General features: G+C 61.1%; 15 protein-coding genes. 6 read left to right on the top strand and 9 right to left on the bottom strand.

The window, feature by feature from the left end; translation table 11 throughout:
- Positions 1-34: 34 nt before the first annotated feature.
- The 4 genes from dnaA to mutM all read right to left on the bottom strand — a co-directional run bounded on the left by dnaA (position 35) and on the right by mutM (position 4,135).
- Entirely contained in the window at positions 35-1,447 is a 1,413-nt protein-coding gene (gene dnaA, locus A2I95_RS03700; RefSeq protein ID WP_291727972.1) for a chromosomal replication initiator protein DnaA, read from the bottom strand.
- 553 nt (positions 1,448-2,000) lie between these two features.
- Positions 2,001-2,264 carry a 30S ribosomal protein S20 gene (rpsT, locus tag A2I95_RS03705; protein WP_027257159.1) on the bottom strand — a complete coding sequence of 88 codons (264 nt, stop codon included), beginning with the start codon at positions 2,262-2,264 and terminating at the stop codon, positions 2,001-2,003.
- A gap of 179 nt (positions 2,265-2,443) precedes the next feature.
- Complete coding sequence (locus A2I95_RS03710; RefSeq protein ID WP_291727975.1) at positions 2,444-3,220, bottom strand: enoyl-CoA hydratase; 777 nt, start codon at positions 3,218-3,220, stop codon at positions 2,444-2,446.
- 63 nt (positions 3,221-3,283) lie between these two features.
- The gene (gene mutM, locus A2I95_RS03715; protein WP_291727977.1) at positions 3,284-4,135 is read right to left on the bottom strand and encodes a bifunctional DNA-formamidopyrimidine glycosylase/DNA-(apurinic or apyrimidinic site) lyase; all 852 of its coding nucleotides are present in this window, start codon (positions 4,133-4,135) and stop codon (positions 3,284-3,286) included.
- An 86-nt stretch (positions 4,136-4,221) separates the two neighbouring features.
- On the opposite strand from mutM, the gene ubiE reads away from it, so the two are divergent.
- Complete coding sequence (ubiE, locus tag A2I95_RS03720) at positions 4,222-4,974, top strand: bifunctional demethylmenaquinone methyltransferase/2-methoxy-6-polyprenyl-1,4-benzoquinol methylase UbiE (RefSeq protein ID WP_291727979.1); 753 nt, start codon at positions 4,222-4,224, stop codon at positions 4,972-4,974.
- Positions 4,975-4,977: 3 nt separating this feature from the next.
- Entirely contained in the window at positions 4,978-6,507 is a 1,530-nt protein-coding gene (ubiB, locus tag A2I95_RS03725; protein ID WP_291727981.1) for a 2-polyprenylphenol 6-hydroxylase, read from the top strand.
- Positions 6,508-6,614: 107 nt separating this feature from the next.
- On the opposite strand, the gene A2I95_RS03730 is transcribed toward ubiB, so the two are convergent.
- Complete coding sequence (locus A2I95_RS03730; RefSeq protein ID WP_291727983.1) at positions 6,615-7,790, bottom strand: acetyl-CoA C-acyltransferase family protein; 1,176 nt, start codon at positions 7,788-7,790, stop codon at positions 6,615-6,617.
- Between the two features lie 175 nt (positions 7,791-7,965).
- Between A2I95_RS03730 and A2I95_RS03735 the strand changes: the two genes are divergently transcribed.
- Together A2I95_RS03735 and A2I95_RS03740 are read left to right on the top strand one after the other, a co-directional pair.
- Positions 7,966-8,532, top strand: coding sequence for an XRE family transcriptional regulator (locus A2I95_RS03735; protein WP_027257153.1), 567 nt, complete (start codon positions 7,966-7,968; stop codon positions 8,530-8,532).
- A gap of 325 nt (positions 8,533-8,857) precedes the next feature.
- The gene (locus A2I95_RS03740; protein WP_024092327.1) at positions 8,858-9,064 is read left to right on the top strand and encodes a cold-shock protein; all 207 of its coding nucleotides are present in this window, start codon (positions 8,858-8,860) and stop codon (positions 9,062-9,064) included.
- 87 nt (positions 9,065-9,151) lie between these two features.
- On the opposite strand, the gene A2I95_RS03745 is transcribed toward A2I95_RS03740, so the two are convergent.
- Positions 9,152-9,553 carry a VOC family protein gene (locus A2I95_RS03745; protein WP_291727991.1) on the bottom strand — a complete coding sequence of 134 codons (402 nt, stop codon included), beginning with the start codon at positions 9,551-9,553 and terminating at the stop codon, positions 9,152-9,154.
- 162 nt (positions 9,554-9,715) lie between these two features.
- Here A2I95_RS03745 and A2I95_RS03750 point away from each other — a divergent pair, with 162 nt between their 5' ends.
- Both A2I95_RS03750 and tdh read left to right on the top strand, forming a co-directional pair.
- Positions 9,716-10,903: a glycine C-acetyltransferase gene (locus tag A2I95_RS03750; RefSeq protein WP_291727993.1), complete on the top strand. Its 1,188-nt coding sequence runs from the start codon at positions 9,716-9,718 to the stop codon at positions 10,901-10,903.
- Positions 10,904-10,917: 14 nt separating this feature from the next.
- Positions 10,918-11,946: an L-threonine 3-dehydrogenase gene (gene tdh, locus A2I95_RS03755; protein WP_291728195.1), complete on the top strand. Its 1,029-nt coding sequence runs from the start codon at positions 10,918-10,920 to the stop codon at positions 11,944-11,946.
- 81 nt (positions 11,947-12,027) lie between these two features.
- On the opposite strand, the gene A2I95_RS03760 is transcribed toward tdh, so the two are convergent.
- From A2I95_RS03760 to A2I95_RS03770, 3 genes are all read right to left on the bottom strand, one after another.
- Positions 12,028-12,756 (bottom strand): metallophosphoesterase family protein, encoded by a 729-nt coding sequence (locus A2I95_RS03760; protein ID WP_291727996.1) that lies wholly within the window; start codon positions 12,754-12,756, stop codon positions 12,028-12,030.
- 104 nt (positions 12,757-12,860) lie between these two features.
- Entirely contained in the window at positions 12,861-14,456 is a 1,596-nt protein-coding gene (gene serA, locus A2I95_RS03765) for a phosphoglycerate dehydrogenase (RefSeq protein WP_291727998.1), read from the bottom strand.
- Between the two features lie 98 nt (positions 14,457-14,554).
- Positions 14,555-15,709: a phosphoserine transaminase gene (locus A2I95_RS03770; protein ID WP_291728000.1), complete on the bottom strand. Its 1,155-nt coding sequence runs from the start codon at positions 15,707-15,709 to the stop codon at positions 14,555-14,557.
- Positions 15,710-15,945: the final 236 nt, after the last annotated feature.

The raw sequence follows: 15,945 nt of genomic DNA on the forward strand, positions 1-15,945 counted from the left end.
AATTGGGGTAAGCAGTTTGGGCTAAAACCGCCCGTCAGGCTTCAAGCGACCGGCGCAGCATTTCCACATCTTCGGCGATCTGGCCGTCAGTTGTCTTCAGTTCCTCGATGCGCTTCACACCATGCATGACAGTGGTGTGGTCGCGCCCGCCGAAGCGGCGGCCGATTTCCGGCAAGCTGCGGCTGGTCAGCTGCTTGCACAGATACATCGCCACCTGACGCGGACGCGCATAAGAGCGCAGGCGCTTGGGGCCGATGATGTCGGACATGCGGATGTTGTAGTACTCGGAAACCTTGCGCTGGATCTCCTCGACTGTGATCTTACGCTCGGAGGCGCGCAGCACGTCGGCCAAGCAGTCTTGGGTCAGATCCATGTCGATCTCACGGCCCACAAGCGAAGCAAACGCAAACAGCCGCGTCAGAGCGCCTTCGAGCACGCGAACGTTGGTCGAGATGCGGTGTGCCAGAAATTCCAGCACGCCATCGGCGATGCGCAGGTCCGGGTAGGTTTGGCGCTGCTGCTCCACCTTGGTCTGCAGGATGCCCAGGCGCAATTCATAGTCGGTCGGGTGCAGGTCCACCACCAGGCCGCACTGCAGGCGGGACTTCACCCGGTCTTCCAGATCCTTGATCTCGCCCGGGGCGCGGTCGGCTGAGATGATGATCTGCTTGTTCTGGTCAACCAGGGCATTGAATGTGTGGAAAAACTCCTCCTGAGTGGAGTCTTTGCCGGCAATGAACTGGACGTCATCCACCATCAAAACGTCAACTGAGCGGAACAGATGCTTGAAGTCCATCATCTTGCGCTCGCGCAGCGCCTGCACAAAGCGGTACATGAACTGTTCCGCCGACAGATACAGCACGTTCAAAGCTGGGTTCTTTTCCTTCAGCTCCCAGGCAATGGCGTGCATCAGATGGGTTTTACCCAGGCCTACACCGCCATACAGCACCAGCGGGTTGAAGGTGACCGGGCCGCCTTCACCAACGCGGCGCGCGGCGGCATGAGCCAGCTCATTCGGCTTGCCCACAACAAAGCTGTCGAAGGTAAAGCGCGGATCCAACGGGGCCGCCTGCAGCGCTTCCAGCGTGTCCTTGCCGGCCGCCGATGCCGGAGCAGCTGCGGGGGCTGTCATGACCGCCACCTCGCCCTGCGCGCTGCCGTGTCTGTCATCCGTCCCGGCGGTTTCTGCCGGGCGTGCCGGGCTGTTGGCCGCGACCCGGAAGGCCAGCCGCTGGACCGGCTCGCCGGACATTGTCAGCTCATGCAGAATAAGATCCGCAAAATTCTGGCTGACGTAGTTTCCCATGAAATTGGTCGGCACCTTAAAGACGGCAACCCCACCGTCCACGGTGTCAAACTCCAGAGGCTCGATCCAGGTTGTGAAATTGTTCTGGCCGACCGTCTTCAACAGCCGGTTTCTGAGCTGTCCCCATTTTTCTTTTGTCATGCTGCGCCTCACGCGTCCCCAAAAAAGCAGCGGCCCCTTGGCCGGGCCAATTCTATTCTATCTTCACCCCCAACCACCCGGGGGGCATTCACGCACAGGACGAATGTGTGCGGACCAGCAGCGGCCGCATTGCCCGAAGGCTGAAGGTTCGCGCAAAACAGCAAAAACAGCCGCAAGAAGCGGCGGATTTGCCGTGACGAACAATATCGCACACAATTGAGACAAGGCTGCTGTCCATAACCGATACAGCAGTGGATTCCGGCCAGAACCACGCACGGATGTGCCGTCTGTACCGGATAACCTGACAACCTTGATGCCCGTCAAGATTGCCGCAAGCAGCCTGTCCCCCCAGCGAGTGAATCGCTGTCCTATTGGTAGCAATTTGAGGGGGGCGGCAGCAACGAAACTATGATGTTGACTCTGCCTTTGGCGACAAAGAATCTCTCGCGCCTGCAGAACACCGCCGAGGGTTTTCCCAAAAAACAAGGCGCTGCAATCTGCAGCGCCCTGACAACTTTTCAATTCTGCTTGAGCTTGCTCAGCAGAGAAAATCTCAGGCCAGTGCCTTAACGCGTGCGGACAGGCGCGAGATTTTCCGGGAAGCGGTGTTTTTGTGGTACACACCTTTGGTAACGCCGCGCATCAGCTCGGGCTGAGCTGCGCGCAGAGCTGCGGTTGCAGCTTCTTTGTCGCCGGAAGCGATAGCTTCTTCAACTTTACGCAGGTAGGTGCGGATGCGCGAACGACGGGCTTTGTTGACGGCAAAGCGCTTTTCGTTCTGACGTGCGCGCTTCTTGGCCTGAGGCGAATTTGCCATGGTGTTTGACCTTATCTCGGGTTCTGTTTCTATCGGACGCAATGCCAGCCGAACCCGGGTCACAAAACCGGTGTGATTCTAGCCAGAGCGGGCTGCACGCGCATGTATGGGGCGGCATTTATCCAATCCGGTGCAGAATTGCAAGCGCGCCGTCCCGCAATGTCTATCGCTGGCAGGGCTCACTTGTCCCGGAATTGCGCCTCACGTTTTTCCAGGAAGGCTGCCATGCCCTCTTTCTGGTCTTCGGTGGCAAACATCGAGTGGAAAACCCGGCGCTCGAACAGCAGCCCCTCGTTCAGCGGCAGCTCGTAGGAGCGGTTCACCGTCTCCTTGACGGCCATCGCGGTCAGCAGCGATTTCTCGGCAATCTTCTGCGCCGCCGCAGTGGCTTCCTCGATCAGCTTCTTGGCCGGCACCACGCGCGACACCAGGCCCGCGCGCTCGGCTTCCTCGGCGTTCATGAAGCGCCCGGTGAGATTCATATCCATCGATTTGGACTTACCCACGAACCGGGTCAGACGCTGGGTGCCGCCAATTCCTGCGACAACGCCCAGGTTGATCTCCGGCTGGCCGAATTTAGCAGTCTCGGCAGCGATAATGAAATCGCAAAGCATCGCCAGCTCGCAACCGCCGCCCAGCGCATAACCGGCCACCGCCGCGATCACCGGTTTGCGAATGGCTGAGATCCGGTCATTGGCATCGGCAAAAAGGTTCGTGGTGAACACTTCGGTAAAGCTCAGCTCCGACATCTCCTTGATGTCGGCACCGGCAGCAAAGGCCTTTTCTGAGCCGGTCAGCACAATGCAGCGCACCTTGTCGCTGGCATCGGCTTCCTCAAGAGCATCACAGAGCTCGCCAATGAGCTCCTTGTTGAGCGCGTTCATCGCCTCTGGGCGGTTCAGTTTTATGAGGCAAACGTGGTCCTGCACATCGACGTTGATCGTCTCGTAGGCCATGATTTCTCTTTCGGTTGTTCCGTTCAGATCCGAGTCCTTACCAAAAGGGTCCCTCTGATCAAGCTATCTTTGACACTTTACACAGTAGAAGGTGGAGCGCCCGGATTGGGTGATTCTGGCAATTGCCCCCGCGCAACCTCCCCGCTTGCACGGTTCGCCCTCGCGCCCGTAGGCATCGAAAGAGTGTTGAAAATATCCAAGTTCACCAGAGGCTTGCCGGAAATCCTTGAGCGACGATCCGCCTGCACGGATGGCATCTTGCAGCACTTTCCGGATGATCGGAACCAGCGCCGCAACCCGATGCGCGGCAATCTGCCCAGCCTTGCGACGTGGCGAAATTCCCGCACGGAACAAAGCCTCGCAAACGTAAATGTTACCAAGGCCAGCGATGATTCCCTGATCTAGTAATGCGGATTTCACTGGCGTGTTGCGACCCTGGAAGGCGGCAACCAGATGGTCCTCGTGGAAATCATTGCCCAAGGGTTCCGGCCCCAGCACCGCCAGCAGCTTGTGGCTTTCGGCACTGGCGGTCTCCAGCAGGTCCATCGCCCCGAACCGGCGCGGGTCGTTGAAGGTGATGCGAGCGCCATTATCCATGTCCAGCACAACATGGTCGTGCTTCTCCGCCTGCGGGTGCTCATGCGCGAACTGGCCCAGCGGGTCACCAGACACCGTCATCCGCCCCGACATGCCCAGATGAATGAGCAGTGTCTCATCAGTGTCCAGGTCCGCCAGAATATACTTCGAACGCCGCCGCAGCCCATTGACCCGCGAACCGGTCAGCCGCTCGGCCATCCGCTCTGGAAACGGCCAGCGCAGATCAGGACGGTTCACAGCCGCATTTGTGATCACCGCCCCCTCCATCGCAGGCGCCAATCCGCGTTTCACCGTCTCGACCTCGGGCAATTCTGGCATTACACCCCTCCTAAACCAACGGGCCGCATTGTGCCTGCCCCACAGCGCCTTATAACAAGGGCGGAATTCAGCAAACGGCAAGCCTCATGAGCGATAGCAGCGACAATACCACCCATTTCGGGTTCGAAACCGTCCGCGAGGAAGACAAGGCCGGCCGCGTGCAGGGGGTCTTCAACTCGGTCGCCTCGAAATACGACATCATGAACGATGTGATGAGCGTCGGCATCCATCGGGTCTGGAAGGACGCGATGATGGACTGGCTGGCGCCGCGACCCGGTCAGCGGCTGCTGGATGTGGCAGGCGGCACCGGCGACATTTCCTTCCGCTTCCTGAAACGCGCAGGGTCCGGCCACTCCACCGTGTTTGATCTCACCCGCCCGATGCTGGAGGAAGGCCGCAAGCGTGCCGAGGCCGAGCAGATGGTGGACAGCCTCGACTGGGTTACCGGCGACGCGATGAAGCTGCCATTCAAGGACAATACATTCGACGTCTACACCATCTCTTTTGGCATCCGGAATGTAACCCGCCCGCAGGAAGCGCTGAACGAAGCCTACCGGGTGCTGCGCCCCGGCGGGCGGCTTATGGTGCTGGAGTTCTCGCAGCTGCCGAACGACGGGCTGCAGAAGCTTTATGACCTCTACAGCTTCAACGTGATCCCGCGCATGGGGCAGATGATTGCCGGCGATTACGACAGCTATCAGTATCTGGTGGAATCGATCCGCAACTTCCCGGATCAGGAAACCTTCCTGGGCATGGTGCGCAAAGCAGGTTTTGGGAACGCCAAATACCGCAACCTGTCGCTGGGCATCGCCGCCCTGCATTCCGGCTGGAAAATCTGATCCATGCGCGGTCCCCACAACATTCTGCGCCTGATCCGCACAGGCGCCACATTCGAGCGCACCGGCGCCATGCATTCAGTGCTGGAGGCATTCGAGGCCCCCAAGCCGCTGCGCATCCTGGCCCGCACCCTGGGCTGGCCGTTCAAATGGCTGGGCTACAAAGGCGACCCGGCAATGCCACCCGAAACCCGGGCTCTGAACGCACTGGGACCGGCCTATATCAAGTTTGGCCAGGTGCTCTCGACCCGGCCCGACGTGGTGGGCAAGGACCTCGCCAGGCAGCTGCGCGTCCTGCAGGACAAGCTGCCGCCATTCTCCCGCGCCGAGGCGCTGGCCGAGGTGGAAAAGGAACTGGGTTGCCCCGCCTCGGAAATCTTCTCCGACTTCAGCGACCCGGTTGCCGCCGCCTCCATCGCCCAGGTCCATCGGGCAACTCTGGCCGAAAGCGGCGAGGAAGTCGCGGTGAAGGTGCTGCGCCCCGGCATCGAACGGGCCTTCAACAAGGACGTCGACGCCTTCTATTTCGCGGCCCGCATCGTCGATCTCTTTGCACCTGGTGCCCGCCGCCTGAAACCCATGGATGTGATCGAACATTTCGACGGCGTTGTGCAAGGGGAATTGGACCTGCGTCTGGAAAGCGCCGCCGCCTCGGAATTTGCCGCTAATACCGTGAATGACGAAGGCTTCCAGCTGCCCGAAATCCGATGGGGCTATTCCGCCAGGCGGGTGATGACAATGGGCTGGGCGGACGGCGTTGCGCTCGGTGACAATGACGCGCTGGATGCAGCCGGCCATGACCGCCGGGTCCTGGCCGACCGGGTGCTGTCGCTGTTTCTGCGCCACGCGCTGCGCGACGGTTTCTTCCACGCTGACATGCACCAGGGCAACCTCAAGGTCGCGGCAAACGGTGACATTATCGCCTATGATTTCGGTATTATGGGCCATATTGATGAGTACACGCGCCGGGTCTACGCCGAGATCCTCTATGGCTTTATCAAACGCGACTACAAACGCGTGGCAGAGGTGCATTTTGAAGCCGGATACGTGCCTGCCAACCGTGATGTAGACGAATTTGCCCGCGCCCTGCGCGCAGTGGGGGAGCCGATCTTCGGCATGAATGCCTCAAACATCTCCATGGGCCGGCTGCTGAACTACCTGTTTGAAGTCACCGAACGTTTCGGCATGGAAACCCGCACCGAGCTGATCCTGCTGCAGCGCACCATGGTAGTGGTCGAAGGCGTCGCCCGCTCGCTGGATCCGCACATCAACATCTGGGAAGCCGCCCAGCCGGTGGTCGAGGACTACATCAAGAAATCAATCGGCCCGCGCGCCGTGGTTTCCGACCTTTTAGACACCGCCAAGGTGATGGCCCGGTTTGGTCCCCGGCTGCCCGCGCTGGTGGAACAGGCGCTGATCGCGCAAGCGGCGCAGAACGGGACACAAAAACGCAGCGCGAACAGCTGGGTAACTCCGGCCGTTCTGGGAGCCGCCGGCGGAGCAAGCCTCTGTGCCGTAGTTGCCTTGCTGCTGTGAGCATACAAAGGCCCTAATGGCTCCAGTCTTCTTTCTGGTGTCAAATACTCCAGGGGTGAGCGCCGCAAGGCGCGAGGGGGCAGCGCCCCCTTCTCTTTCCCTTTCAATTACAACCGCTCGATTGCCAAAGCGATGCCTTGGCCACCGCCGATGCACATGGTGATCAGACCTTTCGATCCGCCGGTCCGCTCCAATTCATAGAGCGTTTTCAATGTGATGATAGCGCCGGTCGCGCCTACCGGATGGCCAAGCGCAATCGCCCCGCCATTCGGGTTTACGGCGGCAGGATCCAGCCCCAGCTCTTTGTTTACCGCCAGCGCCTGCGAGGCAAAGGCCTCATTCGATTCGATCACGTCAAAATCACTGGGTGACAGGCCGGTTTTCTCCAGCAGGCTGCGCACTGCGGGCACCGGGCCGATGCCCATTACTTCCGGCCGCACTCCTGCATGGGCATAGCCCAGAATCCGTGCCTTGGGTTTCAGACCTGCCTTCTCTGCGGCGGAGGCTGTGGCCAGTACCACCGCCGCCGCGCCATCGTTGATTCCGCTGGCATTGCCGGCGGTTACCCGACCGTCTTTCTGGAACACCGCTTTCAGCCCGCCCAGCACATCCAGACTGGTGGCCTTGGGGTGCTCGTCCACTTCAAACGGTACCATGTCGCGCTTGACCTTCACTTCAACCGGCGCGATTTGCGATTTGAAATGCCCGGCCTCGATTGCCGCCGCCGCACGGGCCTGGCTGGTGACGGCAAACTCATCCATCTGGGCGCGCGTAATACCATGCTCATCGGCGACGTTCTCGGCTGTAACCCCCATGTGGCCTGTGCCGAACGGACAGTTCAGTGCGCCCAGCATCATGTCGAGAGACTTTACATCGCCCATCTTCGCCCCCCAGCGGCTTTGCTGGAGGATATAGGGGCTGCGCGACATGTTTTCGGCGCCGCCGGCCAGTGCGAACTCCGCATCACCCATGGCAAGAGATTGAAACGCTGAGATGATTGCCTGCACTCCGGAACCGCAAAGCCGGTTCACGTTCATCGCGGGCACCGTATCAGGCACGCCCGCCTGCATCGCGGCAACCCGGCTCAAGTACATGTCGCGCGGCTCGGTATTGATGATGTGGCCGAACACCACATGACCGATCTGGCCCCCCTCCACTCCCGAGCGCTGCAACGCAGCCTTGGACACGGTGGTCGCCAGATCGATGGGTGCAGTGCCCGCCAAAGCGCCGCCAAACGTTCCGATGGCGGTACGGGCGCCGTCCAGAATCACGATATCAGTCATTGTCTTTCTCCTCACTCCTGCGTTGCCGCCATTATGCGCCCGCAGCATGACCCTGTCTGCCGGGACGTGCCGTCATGGAAACGCGGCGTCACTCCCCCCGAGCACCGCCGCGGCGCACCATTCCGAAAGACCGGAAGATTTGACAAATCCTGCCTAACGGCGCAGAGATTCCGTCATGACGGAAAACACAGACGATATCCTGACCCTGCTGCCCGCCCGCCTGAAAGAGGCCCGCCGCACCCAAGGGCTGAGCCTGGAAGCGGTGGCGAATCTCTCCGGTGTCAGCCGCTCTATGGTAAGCCAGATCGAGCGCGGCGAAAGCTCCCCCACCATTGCAACACTGTGGAACCTCACCCGTGCGCTGCAGGTGGATTTTGCCGGGCTGCTGGAAACAGGAGACATGAAGGACCGGATTGAGGTTCTGCGCGCAACAGATGTGCCCAAGATCGAGAACATGGGCCAAGGCTGCCGGATCCGCATTCTGTCGCCGCCAGAGGACGCCGGCGGGCACGAGGTCTATGATATCCGTTTCGACAAAGGCGGTGCACTGATCAGCCAGCCCCACACCCGCGGTACAGTGGAACAGCTGACCGTTCTAGAGGGCGAAATTGCACTTTCTTCGGGCAATGCCAACAACTTGCTGCAAACAGGCGACACTGCCCGCTATGCCGCTGATGTTGCGCATTCGGTCACCGCTCCCGAGGGGCCGGCGCGGGTGTTTCTTATTGTGAAAACGGCTTGAGGTATGCCCTCAAGCCCGGCTGCACCCTTTGTTTCAATACCAGCCCAGGCATTGGCAGACCTTTCAGACAGGCGGGAGATTTTGGATTTGAGCAAGATCTTTTCAGCTGGACCAGCGTAAACGCACCGGCAAGAAAGCCCCTCTCTCCACCTTTCCGGAACAAAGCCCTTGAAAGACTCACGGCATCGGACCATATGTGGATCGCTAACGTTATTCTTGTCGATCCACTGTCTCCCGCTTTGCGGCGTTTTCAGTCTCTCGATCCAGACCGACTACGCCAGGCTGCCGCACTTCCGCGGGCAGCAAATACTAGGAGACTACGGATATGGCCACCGGCACCGTAAAATGGTTCAACACCACTAAAGGCTTCGGCTTCATCGCACCCGACGGCGGCAGCAAAGATGTGTTCGTGCACATCTCCGCTGTTGAGCGTTCCGGCCTGACCGGCCTGGCGGACAACCAGAAAGTCACTTTCGACATCGAGCCTGGCCGTGACGGCCGCGAGTCGGCTGTGAACCTGGCGCTGGCATAAGCTTTTCAGCTTAGCAGTTCTGAAACGCGGTCCCTGCAAGGGGGCCGCGTTTTTTGTTGCGCCTGCCATTCAGACCGCCTGGCACCATCAGCGCTTGCTCTTCTCATCCCAAAGCGCAGGCTCCCACAGCTCCACCTTGTTGCCTTCCGGGTCCATGATCCAGGCAAAGCGGCCGTTTTCATGGGCGTCAGGCCCTTTCAGAATGGGAATGTCTGCGGCCGTCAGTTGCGCAACCATGCCGTCCATGTCATCAACCCGGTAGTTGATCATGAAGCCCGAGGTACTGGGGTCGAACCAGGTCCCGTCCGGATCAGCAGTGGCCCATACGGTGAGGCCGCCGTCGCGGGCCTTGTCCTCCTGCCAATTGAGGACGGCGCCGCCGAAATCCGCCAGGTCCAGCCCCAGATGGTCGCGGTACCATTCTGCCAACTCCTTGGCGCCGCCGCGCGCCTTGATGAACACCCCGCCGATGCCTGTGACCCGTGCCATGACTGTTTCCTCCCTGTTTTGGGATGAGATAGTCCAGCCGGGTGAAATTTCCGCCCTCACTTCCGGTTTCACGGATTTCTTTCCGCGATACTGAAATCCTGTATTTCGGAAACACGTCCGCTATGATAGACACGCGACTCGAGACACCCAGGGAGTTAGCTCATGTCCAACGCATTTCTGACCGACATCTCCAACACGCTTGCCCAGATCGAGGCTGAGGGGCTGTACAAACGTGAGCGAATGATCACCTCCCCGCAGGGGGGCGAGATTACGGTTGGAGACCGGCAGGTGATCAACCTCTGCGCCAACAACTACCTGGGTCTGGCCGACCACCCTGCCCTGATCAAGGCCGCCAAGGACGCGATGGAGCCGAAAGGGTTCGGCATGGCCTCGGTGCGGTTCATCTGCGGCACCCAGGACATTCACCGGGAGCTGGAGCAACGGCTGGCGAAGTTCCTCGGCAAGGATGACGCGATCCTGTTTGCCGCCTGTTTCGACGCCAATGGCGGGCTGTTCGAGCCGCTCTTGGGGCCGGCGGATGCGATCATTTCCGACAGTCTGAACCATGCGTCGATCATCGACGGGGTGCGTCTGTGCAAGGCCAAGCGCTACCGCTATCTGAACAGCGACATGAACGACCTGGAGGCCTGGCTGAAGCAGGCCCGCGAGGACGGGGCGCGGCATATCATGATTGCGACCGACGGCGTGTTCTCGATGGACGGCTATCTGGCCAAGCTGCCGGAGATCCGGGCGCTGGCGGACAAATATGACGCTGTGGTGATGGTGGATGACTGCCACGCCACCGGCTTCATGGGCGCGACGGGCGCAGGCACGCCGGAGCATTTCGGGGTGGACGTGGACATCCTGACGGGAACCTTGGGCAAGGCACTTGGGGGGGCCATCGGCGGTTATATTGCCGGGCCGCAGCCAGTGATCGACCTGCTGCGGCAGCGGGCGCGGCCCTATTTGTTCTCCAATTCGCTGCCGCCATCGATTGTTGCTGCCGGGCTGGAGGCGATCCGGCTGGTGGAGGAAGGGGATAGCTTGCGGGCGCAGCTGTTCGAGAATGCGCGGTACTGGCGCGCGGGGCTGGAAAAGCTGGGCTTTGACCTGTTGCCGGGTGAGCATCCGATCATCCCGGTGATGCTGGGCGAGGCGCAGCTGGCGCAGGACATGGCGGCCCGGCTGTTTGACGAGGGCGTCTATGTCTCCGGCTTCTTCTTCCCGGTGGTGCCGCGCGGCCAGGCCCGGATCCGCACCCAGATGAATGCGGCGCTGACGCGGGGCGAGCTGGACCGGGCGCTGGAGGCCTTTGGCAAGGCCGGCAAGGAACTGGGGATTGTGTCATGAGCCGGCCCAACACGATGAAGGCGCTGGAGAAGAGCCATCCGCAGGAGGGCCTGTGGATGGTGCAGGCGCCGGTGCCGGAGATCGGCCCGGACGAGGTGCTGATCAAGGTGAAGAAAACCGGCATCTGCGGCACCGACATTCACATCTGGAACTGGGACGAATGGGCATCCCACACCGTCCCGGTGCCGATGATCACCGGCCATGAGTTTGCAGGCGAAATCGTCGAGATCGGGCGCAATGTCACCGATCTGGCGGTGGGTCAGCGCTGCTCCGGCGAGGGGCATCTGATCAAGACGGACTCGCGCCAAAGCCGGGCCGGCAAGTTTCATCTGGACCCCGGCACCCGCGGCATCGGGGTGAATGAGCAGGGCGCCTTTGCCCAGTATCTGAAGCTGCCGGCCTTCAATGTGGTGCCGCTGCCGGAGGATATCCCGGATGAGATCGGCGCCATTTTGGACCCCTTGGGCAATGCGGTGCATACGGCGCTGAGCTTTGATCTACTGGGGGAGGACGTGCTGATCACCGGTGCAGGCCCCATTGGCATCATGGCGGCGGCGGTGGCGAAACATGCCGGCGCGCGCCATGTGGTGATCACCGATATCAACCCGGACCGTCTGAAGCTGGCGGAACATGTGGTGCCGGCAGTGCGCGCGGTGAATGTGGCGCAGGAGGACCTGCAGGACGTGGTGCGCGATTTGGGCCTGAAACAGGGGTTTGACGTCGGGCTGGAGATGTCCGGAAGCCAGGCAGCTCTGGATCAGATGGTCGAGGCACTGGTGATGGGCGGCAAGATTGCCCTGTTGGGCATTCCGCCGGGCAAATCGCCGGTCGACTGGTCGCGCATGGTGTTCAAGGCGATCACCCTCAAGGGCGTCTATGGCCGCGAGATGTTCGAGACCTGGTACAAGATGATCGCGATGCTGCAGAACGGACTGGACGTGAGCCGGGTGATCACCCATCGCTTTGGGGTGGATGATTTCGCCGAAGGCTTTGCGGCGATGAAATCGGGATCCAGCGGCAAGGTGGTGCTGGACTGGAGCTGATAGCCGGTTGAGGGGGCTTTGCCCCCTCGGCCTTGCGGCCTCACCCCCAGAGTATTTTTGACCAGAAAGAAGCGGAAGCGTTCAAGGGATCAGCGGCACCCGCCCCTGGTCCGTAAGCAGCCAGCAATCGCGGCCTTCGAACACGGCGGCGGTGAGCGGGCGACCGTAGCCGGCGCCGCTGTCGAGGTTGACGCGATTGCCGTGATGGCTGGGCCGGTCCACCGGCGTGTGGCCATGCACGATCAGTTTCGGATGCGGGCCGGTGTGGTCGTGAAATGGCTGCCGGATCCAGACCAAATCGTTCTCCTGCTGCTGGGCCAGCGGTACACCGGGACGAATTCCGGCGTGCACAAAGGCAAGGTCCGGCGTTTCGTAAAGGGGCGTGAGGCTGCGCAGGAACTCTGTGTGCCGCGCCGGGATCATCTCTTTGGCCCGGGCATGCAGGTCGTCAAGCCGGGTGCGGTCCTTGAATGTCAGCCCATAGCTGGCCAGGGTTTCAGTGCCGCCGATCCGCTCATGCAGCCAGTGGTAGCCGATCAGAAGATGCGGGTCATGGCGCGGAATGTCCTCCATAAACCATTCAAACATCCGGTCGTGGTTCCCCTTGAGGCAGATCCAGTTACGCCCCTCTTCTTGGCCTGCGATCAACCGTTCGATCACCCCGCGGCTGTCCGGGCCGCGGTCGGTATAGTCGCCGACGAAGACGATGCGGGCACCCGGGCCACCATCAACCTCGATCCGGGCCAAAACCTCCTCCAGCATGGCAAGCTGGCCGTGAATGTCGCCGATCGCGTAAAGGGGGGCGGTCATGGCAAGGTCCTTTGTTAGAAGAGGCCGGATACGAAAACGCCGCCCTTATAACCGGGCGGCGTTCCTGATTGAACCCCTGATTGAACCGGTTACGCAATCAACGTTCAGACGACGTCGAATGCCAGCGGCTTGATCTGGTTGAACAATCCGGTTTCGGCCAGTTTGGCGCGGACCCCGGCGGGCACCTCGTCATCCACATAAAGCAGCGCGATGGCTTCGCCGCCGGCTTCAGAGCGGCCCAGGGTGAAATTGGCGATATTCACATCGCTTTCGCCCAGAGTGTGACCCAGGGTGCCAATGATGCCGGGCACGTCCTCGTTGGTGGTGTACAGCATATGCGCACCGACCTCGGCCTCGATGTTGATACCCTTGATCTGGATGAACCGCGGCTTGCCGTCGGAAAACACGGTGCCCGCTACCGAACGCTCGCGCTTGGAGGTCACTGCGGTCACCTTGACATAGCCGTCGAATGTGCCGGATTTGTCCTGGTTTGTGGTCGAAATCTGGATGCCGCGCTCCTTGGCGACCACCGGAGCGGAGACCATGTTCACCTCGGGGTTGGCGCGTTTCATGATCCCGGCAATAACCGCACAGTTCAGTGCGTCCAGGTTCATCTCCGAAGCGGCACCGTCATAGAGGATGTTGATCGCCTTGATCGGCTCATCCGTCATCTGGCCCACGAAAGAGCCCAGATGATCGGCCAGCTTGATCCAGGGGCCCATGACCTTGGCCTCCTCGGCGGTGACCGAAGGCATGTTGAGCGCGTTTTCCACCGCGCCGGTCAGCAGGTAATTGGACATCTGCTCGGCCACTTGCAGAGCGACATTTTCCTGCGCCTCGGTCGTGGCAGCGCCCAAGTGCGGGGTGCAGACCACGTTGGGCAGGCCGAAGAGGGCGTTTTCCTTGGCCGGTTCCACCGAGAACACGTCGAACGCCGCACCTGCCACATGGCCGGAGGTCAAGAGTTCCGCCAGCGCGCCTTCGTCCACCAGGCCGCCGCGGGCGCAGTTGATGATGCGCACCCCCTTCTTGGTCTTTTCCAGGTTTTCCTTGGACAGGATGTTGCGGGTCTGGTCGGTCAGTGGCACATGCAAGGTGATGAAGTCGGCACGGGCCAGCAGCTCGTCCAGCTCAATCTTTTCGACGCCCATCTGATCGGCCTTCTCAGTGCTCAGATAGGGATCATAAGCCACGACCTTCATCTTGAGGCCGCGGGCGCGGTCGCAGACGATGCCGCCGATATTGCCGGCGCCGATGACGCCCAGTGTCTTGGCGGTCAGTTCGGTGCCCATGAATTTGGACTTTTCCCATTTACCGGCATGAGTGGACGCCGAAGCCTCAGGCAGCTGGCGGGCGGTGGCAAACATCATCGCGATGGCGTGTTCAGCGGTGGTGATCATATTGCCGAAGGGCGTGTTCATCACAATGACGCCACGCTTGGAGGCGGCTTCCTTGTCGATGTTGTCGGTACCGATGCCGGCGCGGCCGATCACCTTGAGGTTTTCGGCGTTTTCCAGGATCTTTTCGGTCACCTTGGTGGCGGAACGGATCGCAAGGCCGTCGTACTGGCCGATGATTTCCGCCAGTTTATCCTTGTCCTTGCCCACGTCGGGCAGGAAATCGACGTCAATGCCGCGGTCGCGGAAGATCTGCACGGCGGCTTCGGACAGTTTATCGGAGATGAGGACTTTGGGAGCCATGTTTGCGGTCCTTTTCATACGGAGGCCTGTGCGGCCTGAAATTGAGAGGTGTCCCACGGATGGGGATCCGGGGCCGGCGCCCCGGAACAGGGCGTGGATCAGGTCGCTTCGGTCTGGAGGGCGATCTCGGCCTCGAAGGCCCATTTAATCCAGGGCATCAGTGCGGCCACGTCGGCAGCCTCCACGGTGCCGCCGCACCAGATGCGCAGGCCCGGAGGCGCGTCGCGGTAGGCGCCGATGTCATAAGCCACACCTTCGGCTTCCAGGCGCTTGGCCACGGCCTTGGCAAAGGCCGCGCCGTCCTGGATGCGTTCGTCAGCGAACTTGAGGCAGACCGAGGTGTTCGAGCGGTATTCCGGCTGCTCAGCCAGAAAGGCAATCCAGGGGTTGTCCTGCACAAAGCTTTGGACCGCGGCCAGGTTGGCGTAGGCGCGTTCGCGCAGGCCTTCCATGCCGCCCACCGAGCGCGCCCAGTCAAGCGCCAGCAGGTAATCCTCCACCGCCAGCATCGAGGGCGTGTTGATGGTGGCGCCCTGGAAGATGCCGTCGATCAGCTTGCCGCCTTTGGTCAGGCGGAAGATCTTGGGCAGCGGCCAGGCGGGGGTGTAGCTTTCCAGCCGTTTGACCGCGCGGGGGGACAGAATGATCATGCCATGCGCCGCTTCGCCGCCCAGCACCTTCTGCCAGGAGAAGGTGGTCACATCCAGCTTGTCCCAGGGCAGGCGCTGCGCAAAGGCTGCCGAGGTGGCGTCGCAGATGGTCAGCCCGTCGCGGTCCGCCGGGATCCAGTTGCCGTTGGGAACCCGCACGCCGGAGGTGGTACCGTTCCAGGTGAAGACAACGTCATTGGTGAAATCGACAGAGGCAAGGTCCACGATCTGGCCGTAATCGGCGGTCTTGACCGTCGCGTTCAGCTTCAGCTGTTTCACGACGTCAGTCACCCAGCCGGAGCCGAAGCTTTCCCAGGCCAGCATTTCAACACCGCGGGCACCCAGCAGGTTCCACATCGCCATTTCCACCGCGCCGGTATCTGACGCAGGGACAATACCGATCTTGTAATCAGCAGGGATGTTCAGAATTTCGCGAGTGCCTTCGATTGCAGCCTTCAGGCGCTCCTTGCCCACCGCAGCGCGGTGCGAGCGGCCCAGCGGGGCGTTGGCCAATTTAGCAACGTCAAAGACAGGAGGTTTGGCGCAGGGGCCAGAAGAAAAACGCGGGTTGGCCGGCCGCGTGACCGGGTGTGCAATAGCCATAAATGCTACCCTTCCAGATAAGCGCCCCTCGTTGGGGAGGGGTGTCCCGCCATCAGAGCTAGGCCGCTGCAGCGCGGCATGCAACAGAAAAGTCGGAGAAATACGGCCATACGAACTCTTTTTGCGACACGTTTTTCCACCATCGGAAACAAGCGCCCTGAATTCACTTCTGGCGGCCTGCCTTACAACGCCCCCTGTTTTCCACAACATCGAGCAGGCTGGCCGATCCAGCGGCG

It is taken from the genome of Leisingera sp. F5 (genome assembly GCF_001593695.1).

Excerpts from the sequence above, each read along its gene's own strand:
- dnaA (WP_291727972.1), bottom strand. The coding sequence starts at position 1,447 with ATGACAAAAGAAAAATGGGGACAGCTCAGAAACCGGCTGTTGAAGACG.
- rpsT (WP_027257159.1), bottom strand. The coding sequence starts at position 2,264 with ATGGCAAATTCGCCTCAGGCCAAGAAGCGCGCACGTCAGAACGAAAAG.
- A2I95_RS03710 (WP_291727975.1), bottom strand. The coding sequence starts at position 3,220 with ATGGCCTACGAGACGATCAACGTCGATGTGCAGGACCACGTTTGCCTC.
- mutM (WP_291727977.1), bottom strand. The coding sequence starts at position 4,135 with ATGCCAGAATTGCCCGAGGTCGAGACGGTGAAACGCGGATTGGCGCCT.
- ubiE (WP_291727979.1), top strand. The coding sequence starts at position 4,222 with ATGAGCGATAGCAGCGACAATACCACCCATTTCGGGTTCGAAACCGTC.
- ubiB (WP_291727981.1), top strand. The coding sequence starts at position 4,978 with ATGCGCGGTCCCCACAACATTCTGCGCCTGATCCGCACAGGCGCCACA.
- A2I95_RS03730 (WP_291727983.1), bottom strand. The coding sequence starts at position 7,790 with ATGACTGATATCGTGATTCTGGACGGCGCCCGTACCGCCATCGGAACG.
- A2I95_RS03735 (WP_027257153.1), top strand. The coding sequence starts at position 7,966 with ATGACGGAAAACACAGACGATATCCTGACCCTGCTGCCCGCCCGCCTG.
- A2I95_RS03740 (WP_024092327.1), top strand. The coding sequence starts at position 8,858 with ATGGCCACCGGCACCGTAAAATGGTTCAACACCACTAAAGGCTTCGGC.
- A2I95_RS03745 (WP_291727991.1), bottom strand. The coding sequence starts at position 9,553 with ATGGCACGGGTCACAGGCATCGGCGGGGTGTTCATCAAGGCGCGCGGC.
- A2I95_RS03750 (WP_291727993.1), top strand. The coding sequence starts at position 9,716 with ATGTCCAACGCATTTCTGACCGACATCTCCAACACGCTTGCCCAGATC.
- tdh (WP_291728195.1), top strand. The coding sequence starts at position 10,918 with ATGAAGGCGCTGGAGAAGAGCCATCCGCAGGAGGGCCTGTGGATGGTG.
- A2I95_RS03760 (WP_291727996.1), bottom strand. The coding sequence starts at position 12,756 with ATGACCGCCCCCCTTTACGCGATCGGCGACATTCACGGCCAGCTTGCC.
- serA (WP_291727998.1), bottom strand. The coding sequence starts at position 14,456 with ATGGCTCCCAAAGTCCTCATCTCCGATAAACTGTCCGAAGCCGCCGTG.
- A2I95_RS03770 (WP_291728000.1), bottom strand. The coding sequence starts at position 15,709 with ATGGCTATTGCACACCCGGTCACGCGGCCGGCCAACCCGCGTTTTTCT.